Source organism: Streptomyces sp. SYSU D01066-1, assembly GCF_054956795.1.
The window spans coordinates 18088-30479 of the sequence record NZ_JBUDHV010000009.1 but is presented as its reverse complement, the minus strand read 5'-3'; the positions used below and the strand labels follow the sequence as shown (position 1 = coordinate 30479).

The following is a 12392-nucleotide window of genomic DNA, read 5'->3' as shown; positions in this document are numbered from 1 at the left end:
TCGAGTGGATCGAGAACAGATCGTCGGCGACCGGGCCGTCGGTGGTGGCGCCCTTGAAACCGGCGTACTTCACCTCGGTGGCCCCGGGGTCCGCGCCCCCGGCGCCGCCGGACGCGGAGCCGCTCGTGCCGCAGGCTCCGGCGGAACAGCCGGTCATGGTCGCTACGGCGGCGACGCCGTCGAACAGCAGAGAACGGTTCGTGAACCAGCGGCGCGGGCGCTCGATGGCAGGGGCGCAGGGGCGGTGTGCGTGCATGTACGTGACACTCACCCAGGACCCCGAACACGGCCATGCACACCCGTCCATTCGCCCAACTGGCGAGGTCACAGAATGTGCGCGGTATCGAGAGGGGCCCGTACACGGACCACTTCTCCCCCTGGAGGAGTTCGTCGTAGTCAGCCGCAGGAAGGTGAACGTCCACTAACCACGGGGCGCACCGTCATACGGCGGTACCCGCCCTGCGGCGCGTCTTCTCCTGGCTCACGGACGACAGGTGTTCGCGCAGGTGGGCCGACGCCTCGGTGCGTTCACCGGTCAGGAGGAGTTCGGCGATGCGCACGTGCTCGGCGCAGCGCAGGGCAGCGCGGTCGCGTTGCAAGGAGCGCCGGTATTCGATGAGGCGGCGCAGGCGGTCGACGCGACGCAGGGAGTCGATGAAGAAGGTGTTGTTGCTGCACGCCATGACGGCCTCGTGGAAGCGGCTGTTGAGGTCGTACAGCTGAGCGTTGCCGATGGTGTGGATCTCTCCGTCGACCAGGCGCTGCTGCTGGGCTCGGACGGTTTCGAGGGCGTCGCGGTTCAGGACGAAGCCGGGTTCGAGGATGGCCGCGGGTTCGATGGTGAGGCGGAAGCGGTAGCTGTCCTGGTAGGCGTCCATCGAGGTGAGCATGGGCTGGAACTCCCAGCCGTAGCCGGGGAGCCGTTCGATCCAGCCCTCCACCGCGACGCGGCGCAGGACGTGGGCGAGTTGTCCGGGCGGGAGGTCGTAGCGGCGGGCGAGGGCGTTCTCGGTGATGCGGTCGGGGAGCCGGCCGTCGAGCCGGTCGGCCGCGATGCGCAGGTAGACGTCCTCGGTGGCGTCCTCGGGCGGCGGGAGCGGGGACGCCTCGGTCAGGGCCGGACCCGTGAGGGCGACGGTGTAGCCGCCCCGTTCGGCGGCGGCCACCACGCCTTCGTCCGCCAGCAGCCGCAGGGCCTGGCGGACCGGTGAGCGCGAGACCTTCAGCTGTTCGGCCAGGGCCCGTTCGACCAGGCGTGCGCCGGCGGGCATGTCGCTCGACGCGATGTGCTCCACGATGCGGGCGGCCGTCCGCCGGGTGAGCGGGGTGGGGCCGTGGGCCGTAGGCGCTGTCATCCTCTGATGCCTCCGCGTGGGCCGGGACCGAGTCGGTCCCGGCCGCCGACGTCATGGTGCAAGGACGGAGTGTACGTGTTCGACCTGCGGCGGAGCCGCGAAGTGCGGTCCGGCCAGGGTCCGCCACTTGGCGAATCCTTCGGAGGCGCGGAAGGTGACGGTGTGGTGTTCGACGGTCTCCCAGCGGACCATCAGCCGGTAGCGCGAGGGGTGTTCGACGCTGCGGTGCAGGTCGACCCCGTCGCAGCCGTCGGCCGCGAGGAAGTGGGGAAGGGCCTTGGCGACGGCCTCTTCGAATTCCCGTTCCTGTCCGGGATGTATCTCGATCTGGGCGATCTCGGTGATCACGGGGTGCTTCTCTCCTGGTCTCAGCCGTTGTTCCGAACGGCGGCCTTGGCGTGCTCGGCGTCCACCCGTGCGGTGACGCCGGTCTCGACGATGGTGCGGGTGGCGTCGACGGTGGCGTAGATCCACAGGATGCGCATCGGCTCGGTGGCGGAGGCGTTGCGGAACCGGTGGGGCATGCCTGCGGGGACGTAGGTGGTGTCGAAGCGGGTGACGGGGTACTCGGTGCCGTCGATCTCCACGATGGCGTCGCCTTCGAGGATGGTGACGCTCTCCGGGCAGTTGTGGGTGTGCAGGGCGATGCCGGCGCCGCCGTCGAAGAGGGTCTGGCCGGTGAGGAAGACCTCGGCGCCGGTCGCCTTGGTGACCAGGGGGATGGTGCGGGCGCCGCCGCCGCGGCTGAAGGCGGTCAGCTCGGCCGGGCGCAGGACCGCGGGCTCGAAGGGGGCGAAACAGGGCTCGTCGGTGTCGTGGTGGTGCACGGTGGTTCTCCAGGTGGGGGTGGTCAGGCGGCCGGGCCGATCCAGACGGTCTTGGTGTTGACGAACTCGCGGATGCCCTCGGCGCCGAGTTCGCGGCCGTAGCCGGACTTCTTGATGCCACCGAAGGGCAGACGCGGGTCGGAGGCGACCATGCCGTTGACGAAGACGGCGCCGGCGTCCAGGAAGCGGGTCAGACGGCGGGCACGGTCGAGGTCGCTCGTCCACAGGGCGGCGCCGAGACCGTACTCGGTCCGGTTGGCCAGGGCGATCGCCTCGTCGGCGTCGGCGACGCGGGTGATGGCGGCGACCGGGCCGAAGGTCTCCTCGTCGAAGGCGGCCATCCCGGGGCGGACGTGGTCGAGGACGGTGGGCGGGTAGTAGCAGCCCGGCCCGTCGGGGATCTCGCCGCCGAGGAGCAGGTGGGCGCCTGCGTCGACGGTGCGGCGGACCTGGTCGTGCAGAGTGTCGCGAAGGTTGGCGCGGGCCATGGGGCCGATCGCGGTCTCGGGGTCGGTCGGGTCACCGACCTTCAGCTCCGCGGCGGCGGCCGTGAAGGCGGCGACGAACGCGTCGGCCACGGCCTCCTCGACGATGAACCGCTTGGCGTTGACGCAGGACTGGCCGACGTTGACGTACCGGGCCTTGACCGCGGTGACGGCGGCGGCCTCGACGTCGGCGTCGGCGAGGACGACGAAGGGGTCCGAGCCGCCGAGTTCGAGGACCTGCTTCTTCAGCACGGCCGCGGCCTGGGCGGCGACGATCGCGCCGACCTCGGTGGAGCCGGTGAGGGTGACCGCCGCGACGCGCGGGTCGGCGATGATCCCGGCGACCTGGTCGACCTCGATGAGCAGGGTGCGGCACAGTCCCTCGGGGGCGCCCGCCTTGCGGACGACCTCCTCGACGGCGAGGGCGCACTGCGGGACGTTGTTGGCATGCTTGAGCAGGGTGCCGTTGCCGGCGGCGAGGGCGGGGGCGGCGAAGCGGAAGAACTGCCAGAAGGGGTAGTTCCACGGCATGACGGCGAGGACGACGCCGAGCGGGTCGTAGACGACGGCGCTCTCGGCGGCGTTGGAGGCGGTCGGTCGGTCGGCGAGCTGCTCGGGGGCGTGCTCGGCGTAGTACTCGCAGGTCATCGCGCACTTCTCGATCTCGGCGCGGGCCTCGGTGATCGGCTTGCCCATCTCGGCGGTGATGAGCGTCGCGTAGTGGTCCTTGCCGTCGCGCAGGACGCGGGCCATCTCCCGCAGCAAGGGGGTGCGGTCGGTGATGTCTCGTCGGCGCCAGGCGGCTTGGGCGTCGACCACCGCGTCGAGGATGCCGTCGACCTCCTCGGCGGACTGGGCTGTGTAGCGGGCGAGTTCGGTGCCGGTGGCCGGGTCGGTGGAGACGATCATCAGGCGGTTTCTCCGGTGTGTTCGATGGTGCGGCGGATCTCGGCGGCGAAGTCGGCGGTGCCGAGGGCACCGCCGATGTCACGGGTACGGGTGGCGGGGTTGTCCAGCACGGTGCCGACCGCGCCTGTGATCAGGGCGGCGGCCCGCTGGAGGCTGTCGTCGCCGTCACGTCGGCCGCGCCAGTCCAGCAGCATCGCGGCGGACAGGATCAGGGAGGTGGGATTGGCGACGCCCTGACCGGCGATGTCGGGGGCGGAGCCGTGCTGGGCCTGGGCCACGCACAGGGTGTCGGAGGCGTTGACGGAGCCGCCCAGGCCCAGGCTCCCGGAGAGTTCGGACGCCTCGTCGGAGAGGATGTCGCCGAACATGTTGGTGGTGACGATGACGTCGAACCGGCGCGGGCTGCGGACGAGCAGCGCTGCGGTGGCGTCCACGATCAGCTCTTCGAGCTCGACGTCGGGGAACTCGGCCGCCACCTTGCGCACCTCGCGCAGGAACAGTCCGTCCGACAGCTTGACCACGTTGGCCTTGTGGACGGCGGTGACCTTCTTGCGACGGGTGCGGGCCAGCTCGAACGCGGTCCGGGCGACCCGCTCGCTGGCCGTCGCGGTGACCTTGCGGATCGAGAACGCGGAGTCCTCGTCGGGCATGAACTCGCCGGCGCCCGCGAACATGTTGCGGTCCGAGTAGAAGCCCTCGGTGTTCTCCCGGACGATGACCAGGTCCATCGGGTCGCGCAGGATGCTCAGGTCGGGGTGGGAGCGGCAGGGGCGGATGTCGGCGTACAGCTTGAAGCGGGTGCGCAGTTCGGCCGAGGGGTTGACGCCACCCTCCGCACGGGGCGGGTAGTCGAGGTGCGAGACCGGGCCGAGGAGCACGCCGTCGGCCTGCGGGACGCGGTCCAGTACGGCGTCCGGCAGGGTCGATCCGGACGCGGCGAGGGACGCGAAGCCGATGTCGTGGGTCTCGTACGTGAGGTTCAGTCCGAGTTGCTCGTCGGCGGCGCCGAGCACGTCGAGGGTGGCCGCGGTGATCTCGGGGCCGATGCCGTCGCCGGGCAGGACGAGGAGGCTCACAGGGTGCCTTTCAGAAGTGAGGTCACAGGCCGACGGTGTGAGCGGTCACACGGGCCAGGGTGACGGTGAGACCGCCGCCGGTGCGGGTGGCGATCTGGGCGAACGGCACGAGCCGCATGCGGTCGGCCGCGGTGAGGACGGCGTTGTCGCCCGCACCGCCCGTGCCGCTGTGCGTCGCCGTGACCAGGGCGGTCCCGGTGGGGTGGAGTCCGACCCGGGGGCGACGAGGAACCCCGTACCGACCATCGCGCACACCGTCAGGGCGCAGGTGAGCAGGGGTGCCGGCAAGAAGCCTTCGACCAGGCTCCGCCAGGGGGTCTGGGTGGCACCGAAGGTGAACAGCGCCGGGAAGGCCATGGCGGCCGGGCAGAAGTCGTACACGAACCGCGAGCCCTGCCGAAGGCGCGGGGTGACGCCGTGGGCGAGTTCGAGGGCGACGGCGAGCGCCGGCATGACCACCGGGGCCGACCGTGCGAAGAGGCCGTGTGCGAGCACGCCGGCCAGGTACAGGGTGACGCCGGCCGCCGCGACCTGCCGCGCGGTCACCGCGGCTCGTCCGCCGTGTGCGGCCTTCGGCTCCTTCCAGCAGGCCGGGACCGTCCCCGGCGTCCAGGCGGCCGTTGCCGGTCAGGTCCGGGCGCCTGCGGCGGACAAGGCCGGGCAGGTCGGCGAGGAGGATCGCGGCGAGGCTGCCCACGAGGATGGCGGGCGGCACCCGGGCGAGCAGCTCGCCCTGCGCGGCGCCGAGGACATCCGCGTAGCCGATGGTCAGCGGGACGGTGCCCTCGCCCGCACCGCCGGCCATGATCGGCACGACGCCGAAAAAGACGGTGTGCCTGAAGCCGAGTCCGGTGACCGTGCCGACGGCGGTCCCCACCACGAGCGCGATCACGCTCCCCGCGAGGAGCGGCACGCAGATCCGGGCGAAGCCGCGGACCAGCACCGTCCGGTCCACGCTCATGATGGAGCCGACGATGACGATGCCGAAGGCGATGAACAGGCTCAGCACCTTGGTGTCGTCGAAGGACCCGCCGATCGAGTCGAGCGCGGCCCTCGGCACGGACCCCTGGTAAGCCAGGCAGGACGGCACGAGGGTGACGAACACCGCGGCGCCCCCGACGGACCGCAGGACGGGCAGCCGCTTGCCGACCCCGGCCAGGGCGAAGGCGAAGACCGCCATGATCCCGCTGACCACGGCCAGTTCGCCGGTGGTGTGGCGGGGGGCGAAGAGACCGGCGACCAGCGTGGCCAGCGCGACGAACAGCGGCAGCGGCACGACGCCGACGTCGAAGTCCGCGCATCGGCGCCACCGGCTGGGAGGCCGGTGTTCCGCCGCGGTGCCGGAGGGGGCGGCGGGACTTGCGGGGTCGGACATGGGCGTCCTCTTAGGCGGCTCAGAGGGAAGTGGCGGAGTCTGGTCACAGAGGCCGGGACGGTCGTCCCGGACCGTCCGTGGCGAGTGATCGCCGGATCGGACGGTGATCGCGCCGCGCCCCGGCACGTCACCGCTGGGGATACGTTAAGCACATCGCCTGGTTTTTTGGAAGGTTGTTGTACCAAAAGAGGGTGGGGAGTAGCGTCCGAGCGCGGCACATCCGGCCCTTCCCCCACCTCCCCCAGCTCGCGTGAGGAGCCAGCATGCCCGCGTCCGCACCCGATTCCCGCACCACGAGGTCCCCGGTGCCCGGCACCACCCCGGCCCCGCGCCCCCGCAGGGCGCCTGCGACATCCACGTCCGCCCCTTCGGCCCGGCCGACCGCCACCCCTGCGCGGCCGACCGCGGCTGCCCGCCGCCCGACGCGCTCCCCGCCGACCTGCGCGGACTCCACCGGCACCTGGGACCGTGCCGGTGGAGCCCAGCCCGTACGGCACCGGCAACGGCCGGCTGCCGGACGGCCTGCGCACCCTCGGCGACGCGGCGCGCGGCATCGCGGTGATCCCCGTGGACACCGCGCCGCGGGAGTCGCGCTCGCTGGAGGCGATGGCCGACGCCGCCCTGTCCATCGTCCCCGACGGCTGGGGCAGTCCCGTGCCCCTGTTCGCCGCGGTGCTCGCCCTGCCGCTCGGCTTCTTCATGTCCAACGACGCGTACTGGTTCGGCGTCGTCCCGGTGCTGGCCGAATCCGCGAGTCACTACGGCATCAATGCCAACGAGATCGCCCGGGCCGGCGCCATCGGGCAGATCCTGCACAGCATGGGTCCCACCTCGGCCCCGCTGTGGGTGCTGCTGGGCCTGGTCAAGGCGGACCTCGGTGACTTCCAGAAGACGGCGCTGCGCTGGGGCGTACCCGTCTCCCTGGCGTACATCGCGTTCGCGGTGCTGACCGGTGCCATCACGGTCGTGTGACGGGGCTGGACGACGCAGCCGGTGGGCCACGGAGCACCGCCCCGTGGCCCACCGCCGCAGAAGATCCCGCACCCGGCTCAGGTGATGCTGATCGCTCCGGTGAGGAGGGCGAAGACGATGTACGCCAGGGAGACCAGGACACCCCAGCGCAGGGCGTGCCTCTGGAAGTCGCCGAGTTCGGTCTTGACCAGACCGATGAGGACCCACAGGGGTGCGCTGGTGGGGCCCATCATGTGCAGGATCTGCCCGATGGCGCCGGCCCGGGCGATCTCGTTGGCGTCGATGCCGTAGTGGGCGGCGGACTCCGCGAGGACCGGCACGACGCCGAACCAGTAGCCGTCGTTCGACATGAAGAAGCCGAGCGGCAGGGCCAGCAGGGCGGTGAAGAGCGGGATGACGTTGCCCCAGCCGTCGGGGACGATGGACAGGGCGGCGTCGGCCATCGCCTTGATCATGCCGGAGTCGGTCATGATGCCGGTGAAGACGCCGGCCGCCAGGACCAGGATCATCACGGGCACGGCGTTGGCGGCCTGGCGCTTGATGAGGTCCTGCTGGTCGCCGATGGCGCGGACGTTGACCAGCAGGGCGATGACGAAGGCCACCATGAACAGGACGAGGAGGTCGGCGACCTCCAGGATGAGCAGCACCATCAGCAGCAGGGTGAGCGCGGCGTTGAACCACATCCGCCAGTCCGCCTTGACCGGCTCGAACGCCTCGCCCGAGGCGATCTCCAGCTTGTAGGCGGCCAGCTTCTCCGGGTCGATCTTGCCGCGCTCGCGCAGGCCGAGCCAGTAGGCGACGGCGACGATGGCCAGGCTGGTCAGGGCCATCGGACCGATCATGTGGACGAAGTACTCACTGGCGTTGAGGTGCAGGACGCTGATGCCACGGGTGGCGGCGCCGCCCCACGGGGTGGAGCCGGAGATGGTGCCCAGCGACATCGCCGCGAGCGTGGCGAGGATCAGCGGGTTCATGCCCAGGCGCCGGTAGATGGGCAGGAACGCGGAACACACGATCATGTAGCTGGTGGTGCCGTCGCCGTCGAGCGCCACGCACAGCGACAGCACGGCGGTGCCGACGACGATCTTGACCGGGTCGCCCTTGGAGGCCCGGACGATGGCCTGGACGATCGGCTCGAAGAGCTTGACCTCCATCATCAGGCCGAAGTAGAGGACGGCGAACAGCAGCAGGGCCGCGGTGGGCGCGACCGTGTCGAGGCCGTTCATGATCATGTCGCCGAGCGCGGTGCCCTTGCCCGCGATCACGGCGGCGACGATCGGGGTGAGCATGATGGCGGTGAACGCGGAGAGGTGCTTCCGCATCACGAGCAGCATGAAGCTGCCCAGAGTGGCGAAGCCGAGGACGGCGAGCATCGTTGCTCCTTGGGGCAGGGCTGAGGGCCGCCGGTCGGACGGCGGCGCGGAACGGCGCGTGGCGCGTGGGGTCAGTGCGTGTCGGTTCGGACGGCGACCGGCAGCGCACACGGGGCCGTACTCGGCTCGTGCGTCGGGTCGGTCATAGTACGTGCGGCTCCTGTACGGCGGCTCGGCGGGCGCACGGTCGCGGCGGGCGGTGCCCGGGGAGGACGTCAGGAGTGCGCCTGGCATGGCTGGGAACACCGGGGCTGCCGGTCAGGGCGGAAGGGCGGCGGCTCGACCGTCGACTTCCGGACAACCGGTTTACCGGATTGCCGGTAGGTAACTAGAATCCGGCCATCGCGTCAATACCGAAGTGAGGAAATCGATGGCCGAACTCGCCAGAATCACGGTCGAGCCGCGCGAGCCACTGGCCGCCGAGGTCTCCCGCCGCCTGATCGACTACCTGATGTCCGGCGAGGTCCAGCCCGGCGACCGCATCCCCTCGGAGCGGCAGCTCACCGAGATGCTCGGAGTGAACCGGCCCACCGTGCGCGAGGCGATCAAGTCGCTCGGCTTCCTCGGCCTGCTGGAGATCCGGCAGTCCAGCGGCACGTACTTCCGGGGCACCGACTCGGACGTGCTCTACCGGCTCTTCGAGCTGGGGCTGGTGCTCGGCGAGCGGGGCGCCCGCGACATGGTGCAGGCCCGCGCCGAGCTGGAGGTCGTCGTCGCGGGTCTGGCCGCCCAGGCCCGCGACGAGACCGGCGTCGAACTGCTGCGGACCCGGCTGACGGCGATGCGGGAGTGCCCGGACGAGGAGTTCCCGGAGGCGGACACCGCCTTCCACGCGGCCCTCGGCGAACTGGCAGGCAACGCGGTGCTGCGGGACATGCTCAAGGGCATGCGGGCGATGATCCAGCGCGGCTGGGTGGAACGCACCGGCGCGGTCCGCTCCCGCGAGACGGCCTACGCCGACCACGTACCGATCTTCGAGGCGGTCGCGGACGGCGACGCGGAGGCCGCCCGCGCGGCGATGGCCCGGCACATGGACGGCGCGTCCCGACGTCTGATGAAGGCGCTCGAACAGCGCGAGGAGTAGCGGTCACGGAGAGCCGCCGGACCGTCTCCGGCACCTCGCGACTCCTCGTCGAATCAACCGGTTGACCGGTTGACCGGTTCGGCCTACAGTGGCGGCACGGCACCGCGACACCACGCTGCCGTCCCCCATCTCGGGCCCGCCTCCTGAGCCGTCAGGGAGTCCGCCCCCCGTCGGCCGTAGCGGCCCCGGTCGGGACCCCTACCGGTCCCCGCCTACCGGAAGAGGAAGAACCCGGTGATCGAATCCCCTCCCCTGGTCGCCATGATCCACGCCGTGCCGGCCGCCCACCGCATCGCCCAGGAGGCGTTCGCCCAGGAGTTTCCGCAGGCCACGGTCTGGAACGTCCTGGACGACCGCCTGCTGGACGACGCCCGCGCGGCCGGCGGCCTCACCGGCACGCTGCGCCGCCGGATGCTCCGGCTGATCGCGCACGTCATGGACGGCGGCGCCCAGGGCCTGCTGCTGACCTGCTCCTCCTACGGCGAGGTGGTCGACACCGCCCGCGCGCTGTGGAACGTGCCGGTGCTGAAGTCGGACGAGCCGCTGTTCCAGGCCGCCCTGGCCGGCCCGTACCGGCGGCTGGCCGTCGTCGCCTCCACCCCGCCCGCCGTCCCGGCGGCCGTCGCCCAACTGGAGGCGCTCATTCCGGCCGTACGCCCGGACCGGCCGGTCGAGATCGTGACCGCGCTGAGCGAGGAGGCCGCCGGGGCCGACCCGGAGACGGCCGCCCGCCACCTCGCGGACGCCCTGCGCACGGCCGGGGGCGCCGACGCCGACGTGGTGCTCCTGGCGCAGTACTCCCTCACCCCGGCCCGCGACGCGCTGTCCGCCCTGCTGGGTGTGCCGGTGCTGGACGGCGCCGGGGCGGCCGCCCGGGAACTGCGCGGCCTGCTCACCCCGGCCGGGGCACCGGCGGTCGCGTCATGAGCGCCGCCCCGCCCTGGCCGCTGGCCTACACCGTCTCCGCCGACGACTGCGCCGCCCGCATGCCGCTCGGCCACTCGGCGCCGCTCGCCGAGGCCGTCCGGGAACTCGCCGAACTCGGCTACGACGGAGTGGAAGTGCAGGTCCGCGAGGCCGGCGCCGCCGACGCCGAGGCACTGGCCCGCACCGTCGAGGCCGCCGGACTGAAGGTCTACGGTATCGGCACCGGACCGGTCGCCGCGCAGGACCGGCTCACCCTGACCGACCCGTCCCCCGACGTCCGCCGGCACGCGCTGTTCCGGCTGCTGGGCGCGGCCCGGCTGGCCGGGGAACTGGACGTGCCGGTCTCGCTCGGCCAGACCCGGGGCACCTTCCTGCCCGGCCTGGCCGACATGCAGCGGGTGTGGGCCGAGCGAGCCGTGGAGCAACTGGCCGAGGAGGCCGCCGCGCGCGGCAGCCGGCTGCTGCTGGAGCCGCAGTCGAGGGCCAACACCTCGCTGTGGCACACCCCGGCCGAGGCCCGCGCCGTCATCGACTCGCTCGACGTCCCCGCCGGACTGGTCCTCGACACCCACCACCTCGACGCCGAGGGCGTCGACGCGGTCCGGGCGGTCACCGACCACGCCGCCGTCACCGGCTGCCTGCAACTGGCCGCCGCCTCCACCCGGGGGCCGCTGGCGGTCGGCGACCCCCGGCTCCCCACCCTGTTCACCGCGTTGCGGGACGGCGGCTTCACCGGCTGGCTGACCCTGGAACACACCCAGGACGGCGACAGCGCCAAGGCCGCCGCCCGCTCCTGGACCGCGCTCACCGACGCCGCGGCCGTCCTGTCCTGACCCTCCCCCACTCCCCTGTTCTGAGAGGAACCCGCACCATGAGCAGCAAGACCTACCGCCTCGGCGTCCTCGACGGCGACGGCATCGGCCCCGAGATCGTCCCCTCCTCCGTGGAGATCGCCACCGCCGCCGCCGAGGCCGCCGGCGTCTCCGTGGAGTGGGTGACCCTGCCGCTGGGCGCCGCCGCGATCGAGACGCACGGCACCCCGGTCCCCGAGGAGACCAAGGACGCCCTGGCCGGCCTCGACGGCTGGTACCTCGGCCCGCACGACTCGGTCTCCTACCCCGAGCCGCACAAGTCCGCGCTCAACCCCTCGGGCACCCTGCGCAAGCACTTCCAGCTGTTCGCCAACATCCGCCCCGCCAAGTCCTTCCCGGGCGCCAAGGCCGTCTGCGACAACGCCGACCTGGTCATCGTCCGCGAGAACACCGAGGGCTTCTACGCCGACCGCAACACCTTCGCCGGCACCGGTGAGTTCATGCCCACCGCGGACACCGCGATCATGCTGGGCATCATCACCCGCGAGGCCACCGAGCGCGTCGCCCGGGTCGCCTTCGACCTGGCCCGCTCCCGCCGCAAGAAGCTCACCATCGTCCACAAGGCCAACGTCCTCAAGCTCACCACCGGCCTGTTCCGCACGGTGTGCCAGGAAGTCGCCGAGGACTACCCGGACGTGGCGGTGGACGACTTCCACATCGACGCGATGACCGTCCACCTGGTGCGCCGCGCCCAGGACTTCGACGTTATCGTCACCGAGAACATGTTCGGCGACATCCTCTCCGACCTGGCCGGCGAGATCTCCGGCTCCCTCGGTACCGCACCGTCCATCAACTCCTCCGCCACCACCGCCATGGCCCAGGCTTCCCACGGCTCCGCCCCCGACATCGCCGGGCAGAACGTCGCCAACCCCGTGGCCATGATCCTCTCCGGCGCCATGCTCTTCGAGTGGCTCGCCGCCAAGCACGGCGACGACAAGCTCGCCACCGTCGCGAAGGTCATCGAGAAGGGCGTGGCCGACGCGATCGCCGCCGGCACCTCCACCCGCGACCTCGGCGGCTCCGCGTCCACCACCGAGTTCACCGCCGCCGTCATCAAGGCCATCGGCGCCGGCCAGCACTGACCGCCCACTCCGGGGCGGGTGACTCCGCCGCCCGCCCCGGGCCCGTATGTGATGC

At 71.9% G+C, this 12392-nt stretch carries 12 protein-coding genes and 2 pseudogenes; 5 read left to right on the top strand and 9 right to left on the bottom strand.

What is annotated here, in order from left to right; genetic code table 11:
- Positions 1–440: 440 nt before the first annotated feature.
- The 8 genes and pseudogenes from ACY1JF_RS11425 to ACY1JF_RS11390 all read right to left on the bottom strand — a co-directional run.
- Positions 441–1355, bottom strand: coding sequence for a GntR family transcriptional regulator (locus ACY1JF_RS11425; RefSeq protein ID WP_462704920.1), 915 nt, complete (start codon positions 1353–1355; stop codon positions 441–443).
- 51 nt (positions 1356–1406) lie between these two features.
- Positions 1407–1703 carry an antibiotic biosynthesis monooxygenase family protein gene (locus ACY1JF_RS11420; RefSeq protein WP_462704919.1) on the bottom strand — a complete coding sequence of 99 codons (297 nt, stop codon included), beginning with the start codon at positions 1701–1703 and terminating at the stop codon, positions 1407–1409.
- Between the two features lie 20 nt (positions 1704–1723).
- Positions 1724–2182: a cupin domain-containing protein gene (locus ACY1JF_RS11415; RefSeq protein ID WP_462704918.1), complete on the bottom strand. Its 459-nt coding sequence runs from the start codon at positions 2180–2182 to the stop codon at positions 1724–1726.
- 23 nt (positions 2183–2205) lie between these two features.
- Positions 2206–3576 carry an NAD-dependent succinate-semialdehyde dehydrogenase gene (locus tag ACY1JF_RS11410; protein ID WP_462704917.1) on the bottom strand — a complete coding sequence of 457 codons (1371 nt, stop codon included), beginning with the start codon at positions 3574–3576 and terminating at the stop codon, positions 2206–2208.
- Positions 3576–4652 (bottom strand): isocitrate/isopropylmalate dehydrogenase family protein, encoded by a 1077-nt coding sequence (locus ACY1JF_RS11405; RefSeq protein ID WP_462704916.1) that lies wholly within the window; start codon positions 4650–4652, stop codon positions 3576–3578. The genes ACY1JF_RS11410 and ACY1JF_RS11405 overlap by 1 nt, the downstream gene beginning before the upstream one ends.
- Positions 4653–4674: 22 nt before the next feature.
- Positions 4675–4905 (bottom strand): 2-hydroxycarboxylate transporter family protein, encoded by a 231-nt coding sequence (locus tag ACY1JF_RS11400; protein ID WP_462705093.1) that lies wholly within the window; start codon positions 4903–4905, stop codon positions 4675–4677.
- A 26-nt stretch (positions 4906–4931) separates the two neighbouring features.
- Positions 4932–5147 (bottom strand): annotated as a pseudogene (locus ACY1JF_RS11395) (malate permease); the annotation flags it as partial.
- A gap of 118 nt (positions 5148–5265) precedes the next feature.
- Positions 5266–6027: pseudogene (locus ACY1JF_RS11390) on the bottom strand (2-hydroxycarboxylate transporter family protein); the annotation flags it as partial.
- Positions 6028–6501: 474 nt separating this feature from the next.
- On the opposite strand from ACY1JF_RS11390, the gene ACY1JF_RS11385 reads away from it, so the two are divergent.
- Positions 6502–6999 (top strand): hypothetical protein, encoded by a 498-nt coding sequence (locus ACY1JF_RS11385; RefSeq protein WP_462704915.1) that lies wholly within the window; start codon positions 6502–6504, stop codon positions 6997–6999.
- Positions 7000–7076: 77 nt separating this feature from the next.
- On the opposite strand, the gene ACY1JF_RS11380 is transcribed toward ACY1JF_RS11385, so the two are convergent.
- Entirely contained in the window at positions 7077–8372 is a 1296-nt protein-coding gene (locus ACY1JF_RS11380) for a CitMHS family transporter (RefSeq protein ID WP_462704914.1), read from the bottom strand.
- A gap of 370 nt (positions 8373–8742) precedes the next feature.
- Between ACY1JF_RS11380 and ACY1JF_RS11375 the strand changes: the two genes are divergently transcribed.
- From ACY1JF_RS11375 to ACY1JF_RS11360, 4 genes are all read left to right on the top strand, one after another.
- Positions 8743–9456: a FadR/GntR family transcriptional regulator gene (locus tag ACY1JF_RS11375; RefSeq protein ID WP_462704913.1), complete on the top strand. Its 714-nt coding sequence runs from the start codon at positions 8743–8745 to the stop codon at positions 9454–9456.
- Positions 9457–9690: 234 nt separating this feature from the next.
- Positions 9691–10383, top strand: a complete 693-nt coding sequence (locus tag ACY1JF_RS11370) for an aspartate/glutamate racemase family protein (RefSeq protein ID WP_462704912.1) — start codon at positions 9691–9693, stop codon at positions 10381–10383.
- Positions 10380–11216: a sugar phosphate isomerase/epimerase family protein gene (locus tag ACY1JF_RS11365; RefSeq protein WP_462704911.1), complete on the top strand. Its 837-nt coding sequence runs from the start codon at positions 10380–10382 to the stop codon at positions 11214–11216. The genes ACY1JF_RS11370 and ACY1JF_RS11365 overlap by 4 nt, the downstream gene beginning before the upstream one ends.
- Before the next feature lie 38 nt (positions 11217–11254).
- Positions 11255–12337 (top strand): isocitrate/isopropylmalate dehydrogenase family protein, encoded by a 1083-nt coding sequence (locus ACY1JF_RS11360; RefSeq protein WP_462704910.1) that lies wholly within the window; start codon positions 11255–11257, stop codon positions 12335–12337.
- The last annotated feature ends 55 nt before the right edge of the window (positions 12338–12392 follow it).